Origin of the sequence: Mycoplasmoides genitalium G37, from assembly GCF_000027325.1 — a bacterium.
In the GTDB taxonomy this organism is placed as follows: Bacteria; Bacillota_I; Bacilli_A; order Mycoplasmatales; family Mycoplasmoidaceae; genus Mycoplasmoides; species Mycoplasmoides genitalium.
In genome coordinates this window covers 84,074-109,243 of the sequence record NC_000908.2, presented here as the reverse complement: position 1 = coordinate 109,243, position 25,170 = coordinate 84,074, and the positions used below count along the sequence as shown (strand labels likewise).

Here is a 25,170-nt window from a genome sequence, read left to right as displayed (position 1 = left end):
CGCTTAATTAGCTCCCACATTTTTGGAAAATTTTAAATTAATTTATCGGCGTAGCCTCTTTGATTCAACTATCAAATTGCTTTTGAGTACAGTAAAGTTCATGTTCTTCACTGTTAGGAACTTTAATATAAAAGGGCATATTGGTTAGTGAATAATCACTATCATAAGTGAAGTTTTCATCAAAAGAAGCGAGATCAACATTGATTTTGCTTAACTTAGGAGATGCTTTTATTAGGGAACGGGTGTAGGGATGAACTGGATTTGAAAAGATCTCATCCACACTGCCCCGTTCAACAATCTTGCCCCTATGCATAATGATCAAACGGTTACAAACAGTTTGCACCATTGATAAATCATGGGCAATGAAAAGCACAGTTAAGTTGTGTTTTTTAGCCAAGTCTTTCAAGATGTTAATAACTTGGGCTTGGATAGAAACATCAAGTGCACTAATCAATTCATCTGCAATAATCAGTTTGGGTTTAGTGATTAAAGCACGGGCAATAGCAATTCTTTGTCTTTGTCCGCCTGAAAATTCATGGGGGTATCTGTAAGCATGTTCTCTTTTTAAACCAACACTATCAAGTGCTTCATAGACCTTATTTCTCATAAAAATCTTGGTGAGGTTAAAAAACAAGAATGGTTTAAAGATATTTTTAGCAAAATGCACCAATCGAAAGACATTGGACTCTTTGACTGCACGTTTGTACTCAAAGTTAATTACACCAAATGTTTTTAGTTTTGGTCTTAATTCACTTTGCAGTGTTTCATCCTGTTTTTTGAAAAGCGCTTTTAACTTTTTAACTAAACAAAACTTTTTCTGGCTGTTTTCCAGTCGGTTGTATTTCTTAACCATAAAGTTAAGTTTTTTGAACCACTTGCGTAAATCATGGTTAAACTCATCATGGAGTTTTAAAGCAGTATGGTGTTCTTTTAAAAGTGGTTTTAATTCCTTTTTTGATTGTTTTTTAGTAGTATTTTTCTCTTGTTTAAGCTGTTTTTTAAGTGTTTTTAAATTGACTTTTAACTCATTAATGGAAGCTTTGTTTGCCTCACTTTTCTTGTTAGCTGAATAAGCTTTTTTTAAAGCTAAATTTTGTTGTTTAAACTCCCTTAGTTTTTCATCAATAGTTTTTTTAATTTCAAAAGCTTTGGTAATGTAATTTGCAATCATTACATTCAGTCTTGAAACTGAATCAATAATCTTTTGGTAGTTCTGTTCATTAAAAAGCTTCTCTCAAAAGGGTTTAATGATTTGAGGCATTTGTTGCAAATCATAGCAGCTGTTGGCAAACAAGATTTCAGGTTCACTGTTAAAACTAAAGCTACAACTTACTCTTGTTTTTTTAAAGCTCTTTTTTAAGGTTAAAAAGCGCAAGTCACATAACTTATTTAAGAACTTAGCAAACTTAATTAGTGGGACTTTATCAGCTGCTAATGCATCATTAAATAAACTAGTTACACCAAGCAATGTTTCAACTAAATCAAAAAAGATAAGGTTAGCAATTTCATCAAATTGATCAGCATTATCAAATACTGATTGGTCATAGAAATAAGGTAACAGCTTATAGTATTTAGAAAGAATTAAAACCAAGTTTCTTTTCTTGTCAACCATACTGTTATATGAAAAAGCAAAGATATCATCAGTAAGCTGCATGTTTTGCTTGGAATCTTTAATGTAGCTTTTGGTTGTTAAAAGTCAGGTATTAAGATAGATTCGTGGCTTTTTTTGGAGTTCAAAATGGACATAATTTTCATAATCTTTCAACTCCTTTTGGTTTTGCTTTAGGGCTTGTAAAATATCCCATGCTGCCTTTGAAATCTTTGCTTGTTTTTGTAATGCTTTTAACTGGTTTTTTAACTCAATAACACTAGATGGTGTTAAAGAGGAATTCGCATCATCTAATGCCTTTTGCAAGGGTACTGATTGGTTAGCATAAAAATCATAAAAAAGGGCAAACTCACTTCTAATTTTTTCAATGAATTTATCTGTTTCATTTATGATTCTTTGCCTTAAATGTGATGGTTTTAAATCCTTGTAATCAAGATCTTCAAAGTTAAACAATGATTCATTAATTTGCTTAATAACGGTTTTAAAAAAGTTATTGTGAAACTTGGTTTCAAGTTCAATATCATTCCTTAACAATGTTTTCTTTACTTTAAAAGAGAGCTTTTGCAAACTCTTTAAGTATTGTTTTGTTTCCCCAAAAACAGTTTTACTAATTACCAGCGGTTCTGAAATCACAGTTAGCACATTTTTAGTAGGGTTAATAGATGAATAAGGGTCTTGAAACACCATTTGGATGTTTTGTTTTAACCACTGGTTATTCTCTTTAGTAAGTTTTTTTCCTGAGAGTAAGTGGTTGGCAATCTCAATCTTTCCACCACTAGGAATGTTTAATCTAATCAAACATTTTCCCGTGGTTGATTTACCACTACCACTCTCACCAATAACCCCAAAGAAGTCCCCTTCATTAACAGTAAAACCAATTTCATCAAGGGCTTTAAAAAGAGTTCCTCTGACCTTGAACATCATGCTCAAAGCCTTAACATTAACAAGTGGTTTTTTTGTGTTTTGGTTTTCCATTATTGATCTTTAAATTGCAGTGCTTTTTTGGTTAAGGTAATGTTATCAATAACCGCTTGAGGTGGTTCAACTTTAGGGGCTTGGGGATGCAGCAATCAAGTTGCTGCTTTATGGGTTTTAGTAACTTCAAAAAAGGGTGGATGGTATTCAAAGTCAATTGCTAGAGCATATTGGTTTCTACTAGCGAAAGCATCACCCTTTGGTGGGGTTAACATGTTAGGAATAACTCCAGGGATAGAAGTTAGTGGTTTGTTTTTATCTTTCTGTTCAGGAATTGAAGAAATCAATGCCCATGTATAGGGATGGAGTGGATTTGTAAAGATCTCTTCAACCAGACCCTGTTCTACAATTTTCCCTGCATACATAACATAAACAAAGTCACAGAAATTAGCAATTAAAGAGATATTGTGACTAATAAAGATAATAGTGATATTAAGTAGATCACGGAGTTGTTTAATTAAAGTTAATACCTTAGCTTGAATAGTTACATCAAGTGCAGTAGTAGGTTCATCAGCAATAATTAAATCAGGTTCAGTTGCTACTGCAATAGCAATCACAATTCTCTGTCTCATCCCTCCTGAAAACTCACTTGGGAATGCCTTTAAACGTTTCTTGGCATCATTAATACCAATGAACTGCAGGATCTCTAAGGTTTTTTTCTCTACATTGATAGGTTTTATTTTTTGTTGGTAGGTTTGTTTGATCTCTTTTAGTTTACTTTTATAAGTTTTTTTGTCAATCTCCTTATTTGATAAAGCAAATTTTAAGTCTGATTTAGCTTGGAAATACCTTCTTTTTGAAGCCACATAAATCGCTTCTTTTACTTGTTTTCCTATCGTCATTGTTGGGTTTAGAGAAAACAATGGGTCTTGGGAAATATAAGAGACATATGTCCCTCTATAATACTTCCACTGGTGTTTCTTTAGTTTGGTAATATCAACGTTTTTAAAGTTCATCAGTTTGGCTTTAGTTTGTGCATTGTCATTAAAACCAATAATTGATTTAACACTCACTGATTTACCGCTGCCTGATTCACCTACAATCCCTACAATACTACCCCTCTCTACCTTAAGATCAATCCCTCTAACAGCATGTAAGATCCCATCTTTAACCTTAAAGTTAACATGTAAATCAGTGATGTCTAAGATCAAATTATCCTTTAGTTGTTGGTCTTTATCAACAAAGAAATTACTTCTTTTAAGTGCCATTTTATCGTTTTACAACCCTAGGGTCAATTGCATCATTTAAAGCATTAGCAAATGTTCTAGCTGCTACTGTTAAAACTGCAAAGCTAACAATCGAACTTAAGATTAAAGCTACATTATCACTTGAAGTTACTTGGTTTAAAAGTGCCCCTAAGCCAATATCAGTAGCTGGTTTTAACCCAAGGAAAACTAAGGAAGCTTCATAACCAATAACTGCTGGGATTAAACTAACAAACACAACAGCTAATCTCCCAAATACAACAGGTAACATATGAACAAAGATAATTCTGATTTGGTGTGCCCCTAGGGTCTTAGCTGCTTGGATGTACTCTGTATCTTTGTTTTTCAAAATGTAAATTCTGGTTGTAGTAGCAGGTCATGTTCAAAACACAAAGATTAAAGTAAAGATTACAACACTATCATCAAATTGTTTAACCCCACCAAAGCGGAATGTAGCTCCTAAGACAATAATTCAAAGAATAGAAGGGACTATATCAATAATCTCAATGATCCTACTCATAATGTTATCAGCCATATGTCCAACAAAGCTTCCAGCAACCGCTCCATAAATGGTTCCAAACACCATTGCTATAATTGCTACTACTACTGCAATTCACAATGACTTGGCAACAGAAGCTCACAACAAGGTTCAAATATCAATCCCAAGTCCATTAGTCCCCAATAAAGGGAAATAATTACGCAATTCTTGGAGTTGAAAAGGAGCAATATCATACTGGACATTAGTTGCTAAGGGATTACTATTTGCACTAGGTAATGTTCCTACTAAAACTCCACTAGCTTGAGAGATTTCAGCAATTGATCTTGCTGTAATCTTATGAACTAAAATGTCACCTGGTTTATGCCATAAGTACCGTGGTGGTAGATTTTGTGCTAAGGCATTGGTTGAAACAGGAGTTACTGCTGAAAAAGGGGAAGTTAAAGGCACAATAATTGCTAATAGCACAATAACAACTATTAAAAGAAAAAATAAGATGGCCCACTTGTTTTGAAACAAGCGCTTGATAATTTCTATTGAATTGGTAGTTGGTTTACCAATAAGCTGATCATTTCGCTTTAATAAGTTGATATCAACCCTTTTAAATAAGTTAGGGTCAAAACTTTTATTTCTATCCATGGATTGTTTTGAGTTTTAAACACTTGTTACCAAGTAAGATAAAGTTAGCAGTTGCACTGATATTGAGAGCAGTTTTTTGTTCAGTTGTTAGTTGAACTGTTTTTGTTTTGTAATCAATTGCATTGAGTTCTAATAGCTGGTGGTGCAGTGGCGAGTTAAACACAATATTTTGGGCATTATCACTGTTAATCTTGTTTCACTTCATTAACCATTGGTGTCTTGAACTTAAGAACTTTAACTTAGTTAATAAGCTAACATTAGAACTATTTGCAATCCTAATTCTAGGATCAACTAAAACATAGATAAATTCAATAAAGACACTTGCTAATAAGGGAATCCCTTGGATAAACAAGATATTAAACATTACCATGTTAGTTTCATTAACTTGCACTGAATCAATTAAGATCCTAGATACCCCTTGTACTCCAAACAAAGACTCAATAATAAATCCACCTGAAAAAGCACCTGAGATTCCAAATACAAACAAGGGAATAGAAGGAATAATCGAGTTTCTAAAGATATGATACCTAGCTACAGCAAACATCCCAAGTCCCTTACTTTTTGCAGTTTTAATATAGTCTTGATTCATCACTTCCACCACCTCATTTCTAATCCTGTATGTAAAAGCAGCTGATGAATAGAAGACCAATGAAAGGATCGGGATAATTGATGCAAGCAAGAAACGATCAAAGCTAAAAAAAGCATCATCAAAGTTAATAAACCGTGGTGGTAGATTTAAAAATCCTGCTAGTTTAAGTAACCCTAATCCCACTACAAATGAAGGAATAGATACAAATAAAACTACCAACACATTAATTGCTGCATCTAAAAACTTCCCTCTATTCAATCCTGAAACCATCCCTAAAAAGATCCCTAGCAATGAACCAATTAAAAAAGAGATTAAAACCACATATAAGGTATTTGGTACTCTTGCAAACACAATCTCACCAATTGTTTGGTTAGGGTTTGCATAATAAATTCCTAAAGCATCAGCTTGAAAGGAAAATAGCTTAGCTCAATAGCGAAAATACCTAACTATAATAGGGTCATTAAACCCAAACTCTTGTAGTTGTGCTTGCACTGCAGCAATATCTCTTGCAGAAGTGGCTGACAAGGGAACATTACCAGTAGCGTTCACTAAAAAGAAGACTATAGACATTACGATAAACATCGCAACTACTGCTAGTCCTAATCGTTTAAGAATATACTTGAACATTTACTAAATAGAAATAAAAAAAGAACCTGTTTTTTTCAGGTTCTCAGTTTTTTGGAAATGGTACTGGTTACCTGAAACAAAAGTAACCAGCTTCTAAATCTAAAGCATGATTACAATAAAGCAGGATTTATAATCCAACTTCATTTGAAACCAAACATAAATTTAGTGATAAAGATCATGTGCTGATGTTCTTGATTATTTTATAAAAAAATGATACTAATAACGATTACTAGATGGTTTTAAATCAAAACAAAAACAGTAATAAAGCTGAGTATGGTGGGATAGTTGTTAGCGTATTTTATCTAATCCTTTTCTTTTTGATCTTAAACATTACTATTTATTTTCACAAGTCAACCAATTTTACAGTGGTTGTTAAAAATTCAGTACTAACTAGCTTTTTTGTTAACTTATTACTTGTTTGTTTACAGGGGATATTCCGTTTAAAAACTTGTGATGGAATGCGGTATGAAATTAGTAAGTTTAACAGATATCTTAAGTTAGGTAGTGTTTATGCAAAACCATTAGTTAGTTTTAATCAATATCAAGATCAAAGTGCAACTTACAGACAAAAAACTAGTGGGTTTTGGTGGATGAACTTGATTGTTTATCTAGTTGGTAGTTTAGTTAGTGGTTTAGTTTCATTACTCTAGAAACCAACAAACCAGAAATTAGGAAATGCATCTTTTAGATAGAAGTTGGTATCAGTGAAATTTAAGCGATCGACTATCCTTGTAAATTCATTTGAACTAGTATCATACAAACTGTATGGGAAAACAACATTAACGGATGTTAATGTTAATGAACCGTCAATTGGAATTTCTAAGTTAAATTTAAGTCACAATGTGAAAAAGAAAAGGTTAATAGGAATTCCTAAACTGTTAACTTTTAGAGTAGATTTAAAACTAGTTTTATATTGCAAAGCATTAACAACAGTGTCATCTATAAAATCATTATTAGCTTTAAGCTTATCACCAAGGTTTAATATAAGTTCTAGTTGAGATTTAAGGCTAGGATAGTTTCTCAGATCATCATGGTGGTGATTAGGACGATATTGTCTATCGTTTCTTTTAACTGCATCATAAAGCTTTAAAACTGGTGAAGAATTAGCTTCTTTTTTTGTTTCTTTGTTAGGAATTAACTCTTTTTTTAGTTGGAATTGATAACCATCAACAAAAGCAAAAGGAATAACACGTTGATCAGGTTTTGATAGATCAAATTCTAAGCGCGAGGAGCCATCAGCTTTAAAAGGAAAGAACTTTAGATTATCTTTGAAAGTATATTCTTTTTTTAAGATTTGGTTAACTGAGTTTTCAAAGATAGTCTTTCAAACTTCAAATAAGGATTTGGAGAGTTCAACAGGTGATTTAATAACTGGTTTTGGATTTGAAAATACCGTGTTTTGTAGTTCTGCAGTTAGCAATCTTGCATCAATATGAAAATTAACATTAACTATTTGATAACCAACATTCTTAGTGATTAATGAGTGGTAGTTAGGGAGTAAATTTAAGTTATCACCGTGGTACTTTAATGTAAATGAACCATTAATTTTGATAAAACTATCACTGTCATTAACACTCTCTAAACTCTTACCAAATAACATGTCAGCAAACAGATCGCGAATTGATTTAGTTTTATCAATAGCAGAATAGAAAGTGTTTTCAGCAGAATTGAAGGTACCTGGGACAATGAACTTAGCCCAGTGATAACCTGGGAACCCTTCATTTTCATACTTCTTACGGAGTGTTTTATAATTTTCACTTTCAAACAGTACCTTTTTAATAGTTGGGGTGATATCTTTAGTATCTGGGAAAAAATTTAATAGTTCCTTAATGAAACTGTTTTTCAATTCAAACTTATCAACTAAAACTTTGTATTGAACATTAAGATGTTTAATTTTTAGTGTTGAAGCTGTTTCAACTAACGAAAGAAGTTCATTATTTTTAACTGCGTGTAAAGTGATCTTGTTAACATTGGTCTCACTTAAAATATCACCAATTACGCTAAACAGATTTTTTAGACTATCAGTTTGTTGTTTTTTAACTGAACTATTACTATCATTTCTGTTTAAAAATTCATTTTCAAAGATATAGATGTTTAACAGTTCAGTGATTGAACTGAGCTGATCACCAACTAAACCCTTAAGGGTAGCAACTAAAATCGAATCAACAATTTTTGTTGATTTAGTTCCATCATTATTAACTTCTTGTACCTTTTGTTTTGCTAAAAAAAGATCAGCAATCTTCTCAACAAAGTCAGCATTGGAAAACAGATCAAAGATCGCTTCATTGGCAAATAAGTGGTTAACAATATCAAACTGTTCTTGAAGAAATGGTAAAGTGTTTGCGGTGTTTTTAAGAAAATCACTTAACAAATTAAACAGAATCGATTTGTTTTGGTAAACAAGATCAAAAACATAGGTATTAGGATTGTCTAAAACTGCTAAAATAATCGCTTCTAAGCTCTTAAGTTGCTTATCAGCTTTTAAAGCAGGAACAATTAAATCCTTAAATGATTGGATCCTTTGGTATAGTGATTCTGCACTGTTAATCCCTTCAAACAAAATATCAACAACTGGTAAAACAGAGTTCAGTTCACTAATATTAAGATCTTGCAACAAGTGGATAATTGTTGTCTTGTTTTCAAATAATAGCTGGTAAACAGTTTTTTTATTACTTGATTGACTGGAGCTTTGGATTAAATCACTAACAAAATCACCTAAACCAGGTCTGACATAATTAAAGAGTTGTTTAAACTCATTGTTTAATCCACTTAGTACTTTTAAAAGTGAAAGTGGTTGACCATTTTTATGTTCACCAAACTGCTTAAAAGCTTTTCCTAAAAGAGTTGCTGTGATTTTAGCAACATTAAACTGGGTTTCAATGTGATTATTAATGTCATTTTTAACATCATCAGCATTAACTTTTTGGTTTAAAAACTTACCTTGGCCAACCAGGTATTGTTGTGCTTCAAACGGATTTAAAGCATTGTAGACATTTTTGAAAGCAAAGTTAATATTACTTTTAAAGGGGTTAAAACTAAAGTCATTTTGAGTTTTGCCATTTAAACTCACTGTTGGTATTGCATAACTAATCCCTACAGAATGATCTGCTCTTGAATAAGTCAATACTTTTAGTTTCTGTAGTGTTGCTTTAACTGAATAGGTGTATGACTCGTTAGCATTAACCACCACACTACCATCAAAGGGGAGTTTTAATGGTTGATTTTTATCACTAAAGTTAGTAAAAATAAACTCAAGATCTAAACTCACTTCGCTTTGATTTGACAAAGTTAAATTGAGTTTATTAGCACTAAGATCAAAAAAACTTTGATTGGGGATAAATAATGTTTGGTCTATCCATTCTTTCAAATCTGCATTTAAAGCATTAATCACTCCTGTTCTTAACAAGAACTTATCAAACTCAACTTGGAGTTTATTATTTAACGCACTTTTAGCTAAAAAGAATTTTTGGGGTGCATCTTTGTAATCAACAATTGCTTTGTTGTTGGTCACTTCAACCACAGTTTGGTGTAACGGAATGGTATTTGGAACCTGTACATTGTTTAAACCAAAGCGGATATCTTTAATCGGGTTTTGTTGTTTTTCAGTGTTTTGCTGTTGGTGGTTTTTTAACAATGCTACTGTAGTTGGTAAAGCAATTGCAGTAGTACCAAAAGCACCAGATATTGACAAGCAGATAGTAGTTATTGTACTTAATTTCATATGTTAAGAGAAAAGTTATGAATTTATAAAGAGAGCAAACTTAAACAGCCAATAAGGATCTTATTAGTTGTTGATAAGTTCAAATCAAAAGGTTTTATCTCTAAATAAACGGTAGTAATCACTTAACTTACAAGTTAATAACTGTTCTTTTTCAACTACTTTTTGAGCAGTAACTTTATAACCATTAAAGAAGTTGTAATCTACTTTTTCACTCTTCTGATCAAAGTTAAAGTAAAAGATAGATAACAGTTCATTAACATCATTTTCAAATCAAAATACCCAGTTAGCTAACTTCTGAAAAGCATTAGAAAAGTTTTGAAAACTCTTTAAAAATAGCAAACAAGCAGTGTAGGAAAATACTGAAGATTTATATCTCGCTTTAATAGAATTTACTAAGCGTAAAGAGAACCTACAGATAAGTTCACTTAAGAAAAGCAAGACAAAGACTAAGAGGCTAAGCTTAATAAACTGTCGCATTGCTATACTTTAATTTTACTACCAATTTCTTTTTCCAATTCAAATATGGAATCTCTAATCTCAATGGCAAGTTCATAATTTTGATTAGCTGCTGCTTTCTTCATTTCTTTGGTTAATTGTTTGATTAATGCAGCATTTTTTTCTGCATTACTCTTAGCTTTTAATTTGATTGGTTGAACAAAGGTAAGGGGTTTAACAACTGTTTTTGGTGTCTTATTATGTAGCTTGTTATATTCCATTTGAACAGTTCTTCTTCTTTTGGTTTCATCAATGGCTTTTTGCATCTGTTCAGTAACATGGTTAGCATACATAACAACTCGACCATGTTCATTTCTAGCAGCACGTCCAATAATCTGGATTAAACTTCTCTCATCCCTAGGTAGTCCTGGGATATCTGCATCAAAGATACAAACTAAAGCAACTTCAGGGACATCTAACCCTTCTCTTAAAAGGTTAATCCCAACTAAACACTCATATTCACCTCTTCTCAGGTCATTAATTAACAATAAACGTTCCAATGCTTTAATGTCCTTATGGATATAGGCAACTTTAATTTTGCGTTCCTTTAAGTATTCAGTGAGGTTTTCAGCCATCTTAATAGTTAAAACAGTAACAAATGTTCTTGTGTTGTTTTGGCGTTGGTTGATAATCTCTTCAATGAGATCCTCCACCTGGTTATCTTTTGGTTTAACAACGATAATAGGATCAACCAAGTAAGTTGGTCTAACTAACTGTTCAATGACATTATTCTGACTTAAACTAATCTCTTTATCTCTTGGAGTTGCTGAAACATAAATAACTTTTTGCATTTTTTGTTGTAATTCAGCAAATGAGAGCGGTCTGTTATCAAGTGCAGAGGGGAGTCGAAAACCATAATCAATTAAGCTTTGCTTTCTTGAAAGATCAGTGTTATACATCCCATTAAGTTGCGGTAAAGTTTGGTGTGATTCATCAATAACCAGTAACCAATCCCCCTTAAAATAATCAAAGATACTGTAAGGGGTTGAGTTAGCCATCCTCAACTCTAAGTGTCTAGCATAGTTTTCAACTCCACTACAAAATCCCCAAGCCTTCAGATCATTGAGATCATGGTTAGTAATGGTGGCTAAACGTTGTGCTCTTTCAACAAGATTTTGCTTATTGAAATAATTAACTCGTTCCTGAAGTTCTTGTTTAATATTTTTAATTGCTATATCAAGATCAGATTGGTTTACAACATATTCATCAGCAGGACCTATCTTAATCTCAAAGAGTTGGTTTAAAATCTTATTTGTTAGTGGGTCAATTTGACAAATTTGTTCTACTTTAGTATCAAAAAAGGAGATTCTGATCACAAAAGCATCACTGTAACCAGGAAATACCTCCAAAACATCACCCTGAAAGCGAAATTTTCCTGGGGTTAATTGTTGTTTATTAACAACATAGTTAAGACTAACTAACCTATCTTTAATGGTTTTCAAATCATAATCTTTGCCAACCACAAACCACAAGCAATACTTAACAAAATCACTGGGAGATGAGGTGGGATAAATACTAGCAACAGAACCTACTACAATAACATCTTTTCTTGTTGAAAGTGAATGCAGTGTTGAGACTCTTAAGCGTTTAATCGCTTCATTGACTGTAGCACTTTTTTCAATGTAGATCCCTTTACTGGGTAAGTAAGCTTCAGGTTGATAAAAATCAAAGTAAGAGATAAAATATTCAACTGCATTTTTAGGAAACAGTTGCTTTAATTCATTGAAGAGTTGACCTGCTAGGGTTTTGTTATGAGCAATAACAACTGTTGGGAGTTGGCTGTTTTGAATTACATTAGCAATTGTAAAGGTTTTACCTGTGCCTGTGGCCCCCAATAAAACCTGCTGCTTAGTTTTAAATTCTGATAATTTCTTAATTGCTTCAGGTTGATCACCAGTAGGTATATAGTTAGTGGAAAGTTGAAATAAACTATTACTCTTGGTTTGATTTTTCATCTGCTTTAATTGCTGCTAGTTTCTTTAAAGCATTGGCTTGCATTAAGCTATGATCAAATTCATCTGGAGTTGTGAGGTTAGCAATTTGCACAATGACATCTTGAGCAATCTTTTGCAACATTGTTTTAAAAAGGATATCTGTTTCTTTAATGTAAACATTTAAAGGACTCGTATGTTCCATAGAACGAAGTACAACCCCTTCTCTTAACTTAAAAACACTATCCAAGTGTTCAGTTCAATGTTTATCCATCGAAGTTATGATAATGTCACGAAACCTGTTTAAAGCAATTGGTTTGGTCAAAACATTAACTTTATCACTAATCTTTTTAGCTACTAAGTTACGGGTTTTATCAACAGCAACATCAAAAGTCATGTTTTCAAACACCTTTGGATTAATGGTGTTTTGCATGTTCATCTCAAGATTTAAAGCTTCTGCTAGTGCAATGTGATTAATTAAGTTTTGGTTCTTTTGGTTTCTATATTGATCACAAAACTGTTGTACAAACTTTTCTAGCATTTTGTCGATCATTTCACTTAAATCGTTTGCTAATAAAAACTTATCACGTTGTTTGTAAATCAATTCCCTTTGACTTGCAAGAACATGGTCATAATCAATCAGGTTTTTTCTAGTGTCAAAGTTAATTGCTTCCACCCGTTTTTGGGTTCTACTTAACATTTTGGAAAAGAAGGCACTGTCAAATGTTTCATTACCTAATTTGCTAATCGCTCTTTCAATCTTGTCATGAGCAAAACGTTTAAACAATGAATCACCTAGTGAGATAAAGAACTTAGTTTCCCCTTTATCACCTTGTCTAGCAGCTCTCCCTCTTAGTTGGTTATCAATCCTTCTTGACTCATTTCTTTCAGTTCCCAATACATAAAGACCACCCATTTCAGCAACCCCTTCACCTAAACGGATATCAGTTCCTCTTCCAGCCATGTTAGTTGAAATAGTAACTGCATTCTTCTGTCCTGCTTTAGTTACTATCTCCGCTTCTCTTGAATGGTTTTTAGCATTTAAAACCTCATGGGGAATATTAGCTTCTAGTAACAGATTATGTAAGAGTTCAGAATCATCTATGTTAGCAGTTCCAATCAGAATAGGTCGAGAAGTTTCATGGATCTTTTTTATCTCTTTAACAACTGCCATTCACTTAATTTGTGGGGTACCAAATACACTATCAGAACGGTCTTTTCTGATGTTAGGACGGTTAGTTGGCACTGGTACTACAACCATGTTATAAATCTTGAGAAACTCCTCTGATTCAGTTAAAGCAGTACCTGATACTGCTGCTAAGCGGTTGTATAGCCTAAAGAAGGATTGGTAGGTAATGGTAGCTACTATCACATTTTCAGGTTCTATCTCAACATATTCTTTGGCTTGTACAGCTTGTTGTAAGCCATTACTGTAACTTCTCCCTTCCAATATCCTACCTGTAAAGTGATCAACAATTAAAACCTTGCCATCACGAACAATGTACTCTTTGCCCTGTTCAAAAACTTTCACAGCAGTCAAACCATTCATGATCTTGTGAAAAAGATCACTGTTTTCCAAAGCAAAAAGGTTTTCTTTTTTAAATGTTTGCTCTGCTTTTTTAATCCCAAGTTCAGTTAAAGAAGCAGCACGTGATTCAGGGTCAATCTTAAACTCCTGTTCAGTTAATGATTTAACAAATCGATCAACTGCAACATATAACCCAAACTCATTTTTACTAGGACCTGAAATAATTAAAGGCGTTCGCGCCTCATCAATTAAAACTGAATCACCTTCATCAACTATTGCAAAGTGCAACTCTCTGATCTTCTTATCTTGATAACTGTGGACCATGTTATCTCTAAGATAATCAAACCCCAGTTCACTGTTAGTGGTGTAGGTAACATCGCAATTAAATGCAGCTTGTTTTAGCTGAGGGGAGAGATTAGCAAAGTTACAACCGACACTCATCCCAACCCGTTTTAAGATCTTCATTGCATTATTAGCATCCCTTTGAGCTAGATATTCATTAACAGTAACAACATGCACACCACGCTTTTCAAGTGCAGAAACGTATGCTGCTAAAACAATGGTTAAGGTCTTACCTTCACCAGTCATCATCTCAGCAAAATCACCACTTAAAACAATAAAAGCTCCTATGATCTGCACCCTATATGCAAATTCACCAGTCTCACGGTAAACCACTTCTCTAATTAAAGCAAGTGCAGCAACACAAACATCTAGAATGGTGTAATTTTGCTTAGTGACAAGATCAACTAGTTTATTTGACTCTTCAAATAACTGTTGATCAGTTAAGTTACGGTAGTAGTTTTTATAACTCTCAACCTCACTGGCAATCCTATTTGCCTTACTGAGAATTCTGTTTTTGGGTGAAATTAACTTAAGGAAGTTAAATATTGCCATAACCTAATCTAATAAGTTTAACAACTTCATTCATCCCCATATACAAAATAACTCCCCCAAAACTATAGCTTATTAAAACTGGGTGATTAGTTAAATCTTGCAAGACATTAAACACTAACCCTAAAGGGTTGATAAAGATGATCAATAAAAATACCAGTATAGAAGCAAGTGAACCTATTCAAACTAACTTAAAAAACCAAGGGTTTGTCATAAGCAATGGTTTATCTACCATTAGGTTTAATGAGTTTAAAGCAGCACTAGCACCCAAAATAAAAAAACCGCACGTTGATCCAGCACGATTAATTAGATCCCCGCTAGTTTGTAAATCACGGTTATTAATTGCATATATAATTCCTAAGCTATAGAACAATAAAGTTAAAAAGCTTAAGAATAGTGATTGTCAGATTAAATCAAATCCCTGGCGGTTGTAAAACAGATTTTTAGTAGAAAAACTACCTACCATCAATTTTTCTTTAACAGGTTGTACTGCTAATGCAACAGCAGGAAAACCATGAACAAACAAGTTAATAATTAGCAGTTGGGTAGGACTAAACACCTGAAAGTCATGACCTTGTTGTAATAAATTAGTTTTAAAAACTTGTCCTAAGATGAATAGTCCTAATAAAACTACAACTGTTCCTGCAATTGAAGTTAAAAACAGGTTTAATAAAACTCGTTTACAAGTTAAAAAAGTTTTTCTACCCTCCTCAATACCATTTACTATAGTAGCGAAATTATCATCACTAATAATCAGATCACTAGCATCTTTTGCAATATCAACCCCAGTAATCCCCATACAACACCCTACATCACTCTTGATTAATGCAGGTGCGTCATTCACCCCATCACCAGTAACACTAACTGTAAATCCCGCTTCTTTTCAAGCACTAACAATGGCTAATTTTTGTTGGGGAGTTACTCTAGCAAATACCCTGTAATCCAAGATCTTCTTTTCATCTAGTTCGCTACCTAAAACTGCTTGATTATCTAAAGTTAAAATGCCTAACTCTTTAGCAATTACAGTTGCAGTTTTAAGATGATCCCCTGTAATCATTATTGGGGTTATATTAGCTTTCTTGCACGCTAAAATCGCTTCCTTACTTTCTTTTCTTGGTGGGTCTTGTAAACTAACAAACCCAAGGAATTCAAGGTTGTTTTCAAGTTCATCAATTTGCTTCTGATCGTTTTGATCAAACTTATATAAAACCTTTAAAGCAACTGCTAAGGTACGCAAGCCTTGACCAGCACTTTGATCAAGTAAGTTTTCAATGTTCTTTACTTCATTTTGAACGTTATTACATAATGGTAATAACACATCAGGAGCACCTTTAACAATCACAATGAAGCGGTTGTCTTTTTGAACAACAACTGTCATAAGTTTTCTGATTGAATCAAAGGCTTTTTCATAAACCCTGTAATAGGTTTTTAAATCTAATTGACTGCGATCTTTTCATTCCAAGAGAGCAATTTCAGTAGGATCACCTGTTTTATTAGCATCTTTGGAAATAGAAGCATTATTACACAAGCACAATGCTCTTGCTAGATCAGTTTGGGTTGTTGAATTAAAACAGAAGTGATCGACAACTTTCATCTGGTTTTGGGTTAAAGTACCAGTTTTATCAGTACAGATAATTTGTACTGATCCAAGTGTTTCAATTACTGATAAATACTTAATAATGGCTTTTTGCTTAGTTAGTTTCTGCACACTTAATGCAAAGATCACATTAATAAAAGTAACAAGCCCTTCAGGGATAATTGCAACAACAAGCGCAATAGCACCAATTAAAGCTATTGATCAGTTATTAGTGAAATTATCAAATCCTAATAAAGCAGTTTGGACAAGAAAAACTACAGCAAAAAGACCAAGCCCAAACCAACTAAATCACTTTCCTATCTTCTCTAGTTTTTGTTGTAAGGGTGAGAGTTTAGTTACACTATCATCAACAGTTTTAGCAATTTTTCCAACTTGGGTTTTAATCCCAACTGCTTCCACTTGAAAAACGCCACTACCATAAACTACTTGTGCCCCTGAAAAAACTAAGTTTGTCTGTTCAAGAATAGTAGCTTTTTCATTGCTATCAATAGTCTTATCAACTGGAGTTGATTCACCAGTTAAAAAGCTTTCCAAACAACGTAAGTTATTAACCTGTAGTAATTTGCCATCAGCAGGGATAATATCTCCTGCATCAACAAAAATAATATCTCCTACAACAACTTCACTAACATTAATGCTAATTAATTCACCATTCCTAAAAACCCTTGTGAAAGACTTTGTCAAGGACTTTAAAGCACTAGCAGATTTCTGGGCTTTAAATTCCTGGATAGAACCAATTAGTGAATTGGCAAAAACAGTTAATAAGATAATAAAAGGTTGAACCCATTCAATAATCAGATCATGGTTAAAGTTTCAGTTACTTCTCAAACCACTGACAATAGCAACTACAAACGATAACAAGCTAGCTAGCAGTAAAAGAATAACAACTAAACTTTTAAATTGTTGAAGAAATAACAACCAAAAAGGGGTAGCTTTTTTCTCAGGAAGAAAATTAGCACCATGTTCTTGACGACTTTTAATTGCCGCTTGTTCACTAAGTCCTGTTCAACTGTTCACTGCTCTATAAAGTTTCTTGTTGTTGACGGTTAATGTTTAAGCGCTGGTTAGTGATGTTTCTGGTATTGGAACGGTTAATAACTTGGCGTTCTTGTTTGGGAGGAATTTCAATTTGGATCTGTTCATCTGGTTTGTAAGCATACAAGGTTTCAAAACCCTTCGCTTCTGCTATCGCATCTGCTAGTAAATTCATCAATAAACAAGTACTTTGGGGTTGGTGGTTATTAGCTGGAATAATAAAGTCAACTAGCTCTGGATTGGTGTTGGTGTTGCATAGTGCCACAACAGGGATTTTTAAGCTGTTTGCTTCTAAAACTGCATTTTTTTCATAAACAGGATCATCTATAACTATTAGATTAGGAAGTCTTTTTAAATTTTTGACCCCACCAAAGAACTTTTCAAGTCTTTCAATCTCTCTTGAAAGTAACAGGTTTTCTTTCTTGGTTAGATCATTTGCATTTTGCTTTTGCTGTTCAACTAATTTATTGAGTTTGTTAATTGAGATAGAAAGGGTTTTAAAGTTAGTTAAAGTACCACCTAATCAGCGCTGGGTAATATATGCAACATTAACTCTTTTAGCAATATCAATTACCAGTTTTTTAACATAATCATTCTTTGTTCCAACAAAAAGGATTTGTCCGTGATTTTTAACAACATCCTTAATGAAGTTATAAGCAGTTTTTAACGCTTGGTACTGTAGATCAAGCTTCAATAAATCGTTATTATGCTTACGTTCAGGTTCGATAAAGAATCCCATCTTTGGGTTTCAATAACGTTTAACCATCCCGATGTTAGTGCGCATCTCACTTAACTTATTAAGGGAAACTAACTCAGGTTTTTCAGTATTTGTATCTGACATGCTGTGTAATTTTACATTATGCAGTAAAACTGCAATAATATTGTTATAAACAAGCTAAAAACCACAAAACCAAGGTTTTATGGCTTTTAGTTATTATCGAGTTTTATTGATTAACTCTTCTTATCTTTATAAATTAGTTTAAATAAAGGTTGGCCAACTTTAATTTCACCACGTTGGCGAATTGGCACCAACTTGAAGTTATCAAGTGATTCTTGCATCACAATGAAAGGAGTGATTGGATCATACTTTCGTTTAAGTTTCTTTAAATCAACTTCAACAACACTTTCACTCTTTAATTTAGTGTATTCTCCTTGTTTTGTTTTTACATCAAACACTTCAAGTTGTTCCCCTGGTTTTTTATCAGCATTAATTTTTACTGTATCAATCCCAATGTGAAGCATTACTTTCACACCATCAACATCAAAGATAAAGGCATGACCAGTAGGGAAAGCAAGTTCAGTTTTCACACCCACATCACCTGGTGCTTTGAAGTGCCCATCGCTAGGTAAGATAGCAATTCCATCTCCTACCAAACGATTTTTGAAGGTATCATCAGGAACTTGGGTGAGCGGTTTTAAGGTGCCATTAACTGGTGAGAGGATCACAATTTCATCTTGAACTTTTAAAACTGGGGTTGGTTTTATTTCTGGTTTTTCAACAGTACTATCATTTTTATCTAAGACTTTTTGCAACTCTGTTCAATTTACTTTGCCTTGGATAATATCTTGCATTGCTGATTTATAAACAGCAGCTCGAGTACCAAACACTGCTACAAAGAATGTTGGAGTGGTACGCATTACCCCAGCTGCTCCCAAGTCTTTAATAATAGTTTCATTAACAAGTTCAGGGTTTTTAACTGTTACTCTTAATTTAGTAATGCAAGCCCCTAATTCAGCAATGTTTTCACTTCCACCATAAGCTCTTAGTAACATACCAGCTTCAATTTGGGTTTGATTAAAGTTAGTGTTAGTAGTTTGATCAGTTTTTTGAGCTGCTTTTGCTGCTAAATATTCCTTTTTAGTAATTAACTTACCACCTCTACCAGGAGTTGCTAAGTTAAAGCGAATTGTCAAGAAATAGAAGGTAGGGAAATAAATCAATGCTAAAAAGATACCAATAATAGGTACTAAGTAAGAGTTTGCTAATCAACCCCTACCATCAGGTAAAGCCCCATACAAGATAAAGTCAATGAAAGAACCTGAGAAGGTTTGTCCAACGTTAGCACTCAATAAGTTCATTAATCAAAAGCTTACTGCAGCTAATACAGCGTGGATACCATAGAATAACCATGGTGCTAAGAAAAGAAAGGTAAATTCAAAAGGTTCGGTGATCCCTGTTAGAAAACTAGTGAATGCAGCACTACCAATAATAGAACTAGCTTCTTTTCTTCTACCCTTAGGAGCAGCTAAGATCATTGCAAGTCCAGCTGCTGGAATTCCAATTAGCATGAATGGGAATTTACCTTGGGAATATTGTGCTGGGTTTAAAGAAGGAACTGCAACAGTGAACTGACTGACATTATAGGTTTTAGAATTAGCAGTACCATTAACAGTAACTCCATTAGTTATTGCACTTGGAGTTCCACTAATTGGTAAAAGTGCATGAGCACCATGGCTTCAGAATGTTGGCGTGGTGTTAGCAAAAGTTTTAAAGGTAATAGTGTAGTCCTTACCATCACTTAACAGTACTTTTTTACCTAAGATCCCTGACTGGTTTAAACCAATTCAAATCTTGTTAGAACCATCTAATAAACCGTTTTTAGCCAATTCATCAAAGTTACCTTTACGTGTAAGACCATCAACAAGTTCTTTTCAACTTAGAAAGTTTGTTGATTCTTTACTCATGTATTTTGAAAGTGCAGATGTACTATCTTGTCCTGTTGTAGTAGCTCCATTCATCATTCCACTTGTTCCATTAGCTAAAGCAGCAGGAATAACTCATTTTCCTGGAGTATTAAAATCTTCTCAACCTATCACTCTGGTTACATAATCACTACCAGGAGCTCTAATCCAAACTTGTTGATTTGCAATTTCTTGCAAACTACCGCCTGCACTTGTATATCATAATGGTGCATAAAAGGCATGATGTACTCCAAAAGGAATTAGTGCTCTTTCTATATATCCAAAGATTAAACTGTTAGCACCATATCCTCTTCCACCTAAGATTCCAAGCCCAGTTCCTATTAAATTTAATAAGATAGAAACACCAGGTCAAACCATCAATAAAAGTAATGCTACTGGAATAGCAATAGTCATACAAATAATAGGAACAAACCTAGTACCACTAAAAAACCCAATTACATCAGGCAATCTAATTGCATAAAACTTGTTATATAAATATGCAGTTAAAGCCCCTACTATAATCCCACCAAAAACTGAAGTTGAAAGTGAATTTAATCCTAAAGTAGAAGCAATTGCTGACTGAGGTACTGCTTTTCAATAAAGGATGTTATAACCTGAAGCAGTATTATTTGCATCAACAGGAATAATTAATGAACTCATAAACGCGTTCATTGTGGCCCAAAAAACAAAAGCAGAAAATCCAGCAACCCCTGCATCTTGAGAAAAGGTGATCGCAATTGCAACTGCAAACAAAATAGGTAAGTTAGCAAAAACTACATTACCACCTTGTTTAATAAATTCACCAAAAAATTTCACACCAACAATGCCAGATGAATTGGAAGAAATGGCATCACCGATTCCTAAAAAAATACCTGCTAAAGGCAAAACTGCAATAGGGATCATCAAACCGTTGGAAAGCTTACCAACTCACTGACGAAAAGAACCACGGTTTCTTTGTTTAAACTTATTGCGGATTTTAACTAAACTAATCTGCATTTTAAAACTACTAAATTTTATTAACCAAACAGCTTAGGAAGGGAAACAAGTCCACCTATTCCTAGCATTAAAAAAACTATTGCAAGCAAAAATAAAACTAATTTGTTGTTTCTTTTTCATCAACTCCCTCTAGGAACTTCATTTTTAAGTGAGTTATTGGAAGTCAAATCATTAGTAATTTGACCTTTCTTTTGTTCTTTAAGTGAAATTTTTAAAGCTCAAAATAAAAATCCTAGTCCAATTAGAACTAATAAAATTCCAAAAACAACTAAAAGAGCATATGTTGTTTGCATGCAACATTTTGGTCTTAATTTAATTCTAGTCTATTTAAATTTAGATAATTCTTTCTTGTTATTTTGCTTCATTTTCTTTATCAACTTGCAATTAATAACTTTTTTCAAATAATAGTTCGAAATGGAAAAATAATTTAGTAAGTTTAAGAGAATTAATGTAGTTATTTAAAAACATTTTTATCATTTCACCCCCCCACTATTTTCCTGAGATTGGGCTGTCTTCCCCAACTTTGCTTTCACATTTTTAGTTGTTAGGAGTTTTAACAAGTTGGTCATATTGTTCAAATCACTACTTGATTGTCACTTGTCAGGTTCAATTAACTTGTTGTAGGTGTTGGTGGTTTGGTATTGACCACTTTTCACCTTGTTGGGTTGAAAGTAGAGGAAGGAGGCTAACAACATTCCTCGCCTCTCCATTACTTTCAAACAAGATACCGATCCTTTCCAATGCTTGCTTGGTGTTGAGGTACTTGGTGAATTTATTACTTTGATCTGATGATCTCCCTCCAGAAACACTGGGCGCATCATTTTTTGCCGTTGTTGCTTCAGTTGAACTCCACCCACTACTATCCTTCCCTTTGCCCTGCTTGGTCCCATCAATTGGTTGATAAATTGGTCAGGACTCACTTAGTTTTCTATATGCGTTGCCGGTAGTGAGTTTAAATCCAGTTGAAGCATTTGGGCTGGGATTGTTGTTTAAGCCGTGTTGGTCACGCATCGATCGTCACTGATTTGAATTTGAACCCAGATGCACCTCCCTTTGGCTTTTGCCCTTCTCTTTGGCCAAACTACTATTAAGCGTATACTTAGTCAAAGGTTGTTCAAGGATCAATTCTTGCAACACTTGGTTCATGGTTGTTGAAACACTTGGCACATCTAACTTATATTTTTTCACCACGCTTCACTTGATGCCAATGTTGGTGGAATTAGTAAATTCAACGATGTAGGCGGGTTTGTTAGCTTGACTAGTTGAATCAAAACTAATCTGGTTATTTGAGCCACTTGAACTATATGTAAGCTTCACATCCTTGGACTTGAACAACACAAACAGGTTGGTGTTATGGATGGTTTGGTCGGAGATTTGATAGGAATCATCTAGTTGTGCCAAACTAACCAGATCAGCCTTAGAATCGGTGATGGGGGTGGCGAAGTTTATTAATTAAATAAAGGTAAAAACTAACGCTTTTTTAACCATTAAGCAAATAAAAAACTAAGAAAAATTTGCGACTTCTTTGACCAATAAACTGATAAAAATTTGCGACTTTCTTAAATATTAAATAGATAAAAATTTGATAAAAATCTAAAGCTTTTTTAACTATTAAATAAGTAAAACTGGGTAAAAACCGCCATTCACCTCCCCAAACCCCGGGAGGTTACCTCCTAATTTATCTGTTTCGTTTCACTGCTGCTCACTCGTATGGGTAAACTCATTCCCACTTCCTCCACTCTTATTGATCAATACCGGGATCGTTCCTAACAGTGCTCTGAGCAACAGTTGGTTTCTTTGCGGGTTATTCTTATTAGTGAAAGTCAACGCATTGATCCAGTCACTGGTGGGACTGATACTGTTGGGTAAATGGGTGTAGGTGGTTGGTTTGGAGGAGCCACCTGAAGTGACTTTATTATCATCTGAATTGGGATTAAACTGTTGACTATTATTGCTAGGTTTCACCTGGTCGAAGGGAATGCCGTTGGTGTTTGATGAACCCTTGCGATACCCTGCTCCCGTTCAGATGTCTGGTGAAGAGTTAGGGGTAAACACCCACCGGGTGTTTTGCTGATTTAAGTGTTGAGTGATCATTGATTTAACCCCAACATTGATGTTAGAAAAAGTGGGGAGTGGGGTAGAAGAGGAAGTAGAAGTAGTAGAAGAAGAAGAAGAAGGGGAGGGGGAGTTGGAGAAGGAATAACCATTGCCGATTCAGGGGAGAAAGTCTAAGTCGCCCCCATCCCCCTCTCTCTTGTTATCTCATCTGTTTTCAACACCGGTTTTCAGGCTTTATCATTGGCAAACTCCCCACTCGCATCCAACTTCACCTCCCCACTATTTTCTTTATGCTTTAGTGGCTTTTTAGCAAAGTCGTTTTTTAAAAGTGAATCAGTTGATCCACTTTGTTTCTCCACCTCAACCTTGAGGGCCTTGCGAGTGGATGTAGCCCCACCACTACTCATGGATGAAGCAGTTGCTTCGGTGAGTTTCTCACTGTCTTTGTTTGAATCCTTCATTGGACTATCTTTTTTCAACCTTTTAGTTGGATCAAAAGTTGAACCTGATGTATCCACCCCCAAACTCTCTTTGACTACATCCTTACTGAGCTTGTGATACTCCAATACCACCTTAGGCACTAGTAACAGAAAATAGAGGTTGGGGGAGGTTAACTAATTTTTTAAGGTTAATCCCTTATCTTTTTTTATTAAATTGACAAGTAAAGCAACTGAACTAGCAAAACTTAAAACTGTTAAAAAGGCTGCTATAGAACTACCAAAATAAATGAACTTAAAAATTAATGCTAAGGAATTTGATTTTGCATCAACACTTGAAGAATTTGTATTGTTAACAACAATAATACCAAAAGCCAAAATTAAACCCATTAAATCAATTAAGGTTAAAGCCAAAATGTAAATAGCTTTAATTTTTATTCATTCTTGTTGTTTATAAATAGTCAAATGTACCAAAATAAAGCAAGCTAAAACATGCAATACGGCTCATGAAAGAAATGCAAAAAGCAGCGTTAAAAAAGTTGTAAAGTAAGTTATTACATTTATATCTGAGCCTACTAACTGAGCCAAATTAAAAATAGATAAATTAATTCCTATATTAATTCCTGCCTCACCAGCATAAGGAAAAAGTCATACAAAAAAGCCTATTATCAATTGCAAGCTTCAAACACAAATAAAACTAATAGTTAAAACTTTGAGTCCTTTTTGAACCTTACCCTCTCCTAATAAAGCTTTTAATTTTTTTCTAATTACAAGAGTATTTGTTAATGCCATAATTGGAAAAATCGAACCTAAAATAACATACTTTTTACTTATTTTAAGTGTTTGATGATTAACTAAAATTCCAACTAAAAAGCTGTGAATTCCAACAATTGCCATCCAACTAAAAAAAGCAAGTAGTGCTATTGATAAGATCACACCATTTTGTGATAATTGCAAGGCTAATGAACTTTTTAGTGTCTCTATTTCATTGGTATTTGGTAATCCTTGTTTAGTAGATCCTAATAAAATGAAATTAAATGCTAATACACTAACAACAACTAAGAGTGTTATTAATATTGATCACAACAAAATTAAAGTTGTTGTTAGAAATTTAACTTTGCTTGTTTCTATTTCATTTAAACAAGTCTTTTTATCATTTGAAATATTTAATTCTTTTTGCACTTTCCAACTAATAAAATAACTACTTTTTTAACAAGTTAAAAAAGTACTTAATAAATTTTAAACAAACACTTAAATTAATAAAAAATAGCGTTCTAATAACTCCCTAATTTATTTGCCAACTGAGTTATTAAAACTTAACTAATTATCTTTGTTTTTTTGCATGTCTTTTTCTTCTCTTTTTAGTAGGTAAATCTCATAACTTAACTAGAACTCTATTTGCAAAAAATTCAGATAAGAATCAAAACCAAAAATAGATAAAAACAAAAAAACAAACTGTTCCTAGAAGATAACAGACAATAACAAGAAAACTATAACCCCTGCTTTCTTCTAATGCAAATTTGGTAAATGAACCTGCTAAAGCAAAAAATATTATGAAAACAAAGAAAGAAATTACCGCAAAAAGAAAAGGCTTTTTTGGATTATATAACTCTTTTTCTTTTACAGAACTACAACTGTTTTGATTTTCCATTTTTATGA

At 33.5% G+C, this 25,170-nt stretch carries 15 protein-coding genes and 3 pseudogenes; 1 reads left to right on the top strand and 17 read right to left on the bottom strand.

Features of this window, described 5'->3' with window-relative positions:
• Positions 1-37 precede the first annotated feature (37 nt).
• The 4 genes from MG_RS00450 to MG_RS00435 are packed head-to-tail and all read right to left on the bottom strand — an operon-like array spanning position 38 to position 6,095.
• On the bottom strand, positions 38-2,584 hold the full coding sequence (locus tag MG_RS00450; protein ID WP_009885637.1) for an ATP-binding cassette domain-containing protein: 2,547 nt from the start codon (positions 2,582-2,584) through the stop codon (positions 38-40).
• Positions 2,584-3,792 carry an ABC transporter ATP-binding protein gene (locus MG_RS00445; RefSeq protein WP_010869322.1) on the bottom strand — a complete coding sequence of 403 codons (1,209 nt, stop codon included), beginning with the start codon at positions 3,790-3,792 and terminating at the stop codon, positions 2,584-2,586. The genes MG_RS00450 and MG_RS00445 overlap by 1 nt, the downstream gene beginning before the upstream one ends.
• Position 3,793: 1 nt before the next feature.
• Positions 3,794-4,924 (bottom strand): ABC transporter permease, encoded by a 1,131-nt coding sequence (locus MG_RS00440; protein ID WP_009885933.1) that lies wholly within the window; start codon positions 4,922-4,924, stop codon positions 3,794-3,796.
• Entirely contained in the window at positions 4,917-6,095 is a 1,179-nt protein-coding gene (locus tag MG_RS00435) for an ABC transporter permease (RefSeq protein WP_148211297.1), read from the bottom strand. Before MG_RS00435 ends, MG_RS00440 begins: the two co-directional genes overlap by 8 nt.
• Positions 6,096-6,373: 278 nt before the next feature.
• On the opposite strand from MG_RS00435, the gene MG_RS00430 reads away from it, so the two are divergent.
• Positions 6,374-6,790, top strand: a complete 417-nt coding sequence (locus tag MG_RS00430) for an MPN214 family protein (RefSeq protein WP_009885931.1) — start codon at positions 6,374-6,376, stop codon at positions 6,788-6,790.
• Here MG_RS00430 and MG_RS00425 read toward each other — a convergent pair.
• The 13 genes and pseudogenes from MG_RS00425 to MG_RS00365 all read right to left on the bottom strand — a co-directional run bounded on the left by MG_RS00425 (position 6,787) and on the right by MG_RS00365 (position 25,162).
• A complete protein-coding gene (locus tag MG_RS00425) occupies positions 6,787-9,861 on the bottom strand; it encodes a P116 family lipid acquisition surface protein (protein ID WP_010869320.1) in 3,075 nt (1,024 codons plus the stop codon). The genes MG_RS00430 and MG_RS00425 overlap by 4 nt on opposite strands.
• A gap of 63 nt (positions 9,862-9,924) precedes the next feature.
• Positions 9,925-10,338 carry a DUF5426 family protein gene (locus MG_RS00420; RefSeq protein ID WP_010869319.1) on the bottom strand — a complete coding sequence of 138 codons (414 nt, stop codon included), beginning with the start codon at positions 10,336-10,338 and terminating at the stop codon, positions 9,925-9,927.
• 2 nt (positions 10,339-10,340) lie between these two features.
• Complete coding sequence (uvrB, locus tag MG_RS00415) at positions 10,341-12,311, bottom strand: excinuclease ABC subunit UvrB (protein ID WP_010869318.1); 1,971 nt, start codon at positions 12,309-12,311, stop codon at positions 10,341-10,343.
• Positions 12,289-14,709 carry a preprotein translocase subunit SecA gene (gene secA, locus MG_RS00410; RefSeq protein ID WP_009885928.1) on the bottom strand — a complete coding sequence of 807 codons (2,421 nt, stop codon included), beginning with the start codon at positions 14,707-14,709 and terminating at the stop codon, positions 12,289-12,291. Before secA ends, uvrB begins: the two co-directional genes overlap by 23 nt.
• A complete protein-coding gene (locus MG_RS00405) occupies positions 14,696-17,320 on the bottom strand; it encodes a cation-translocating P-type ATPase (protein ID WP_009885927.1) in 2,625 nt (874 codons plus the stop codon). Before MG_RS00405 ends, secA begins: the two co-directional genes overlap by 14 nt.
• Positions 17,321-17,324: 4 nt before the next feature.
• Positions 17,325-18,179: a 30S ribosomal protein S2 gene (gene rpsB / locus MG_RS00400; RefSeq protein WP_009885926.1), complete on the bottom strand. Its 855-nt coding sequence runs from the start codon at positions 18,177-18,179 to the stop codon at positions 17,325-17,327.
• A 110-nt stretch (positions 18,180-18,289) separates the two neighbouring features.
• Positions 18,290-21,016, bottom strand: coding sequence for a glucose-specific PTS IICBA transporter (gene ptsG, locus MG_RS00395; protein ID WP_009885925.1), 2,727 nt, complete (start codon positions 21,014-21,016; stop codon positions 18,290-18,292).
• Between the two features lie 20 nt (positions 21,017-21,036).
• The gene (locus MG_RS00390; RefSeq protein ID WP_009885924.1) at positions 21,037-21,309 is read right to left on the bottom strand and encodes an MPN207a family PTS transporter accessory protein; all 273 of its coding nucleotides are present in this window, start codon (positions 21,307-21,309) and stop codon (positions 21,037-21,039) included.
• A 189-nt stretch (positions 21,310-21,498) separates the two neighbouring features.
• Positions 21,499-21,708 (bottom strand): annotated as a pseudogene (locus MG_RS03000) (adhesin); the annotation flags it as partial.
• A gap of 925 nt (positions 21,709-22,633) precedes the next feature.
• Positions 22,634-23,248: pseudogene (locus tag MG_RS02955) on the bottom strand (adhesin P1); the annotation flags it as partial.
• A 146-nt stretch (positions 23,249-23,394) separates the two neighbouring features.
• Positions 23,395-23,682, bottom strand: a pseudogene (locus MG_RS02995) (hypothetical protein); the annotation flags it as partial.
• Between the two features lie 6 nt (positions 23,683-23,688).
• Complete coding sequence (locus MG_RS00370; RefSeq protein ID WP_009885733.1) at positions 23,689-24,693, bottom strand: hypothetical protein; 1,005 nt, start codon at positions 24,691-24,693, stop codon at positions 23,689-23,691.
• Positions 24,694-24,835: 142 nt separating this feature from the next.
• Entirely contained in the window at positions 24,836-25,162 is a 327-nt protein-coding gene (locus MG_RS00365) for a hypothetical protein (protein ID WP_009885732.1), read from the bottom strand.
• Between the last annotated feature and the right edge of the window lie 8 nt (positions 25,163-25,170).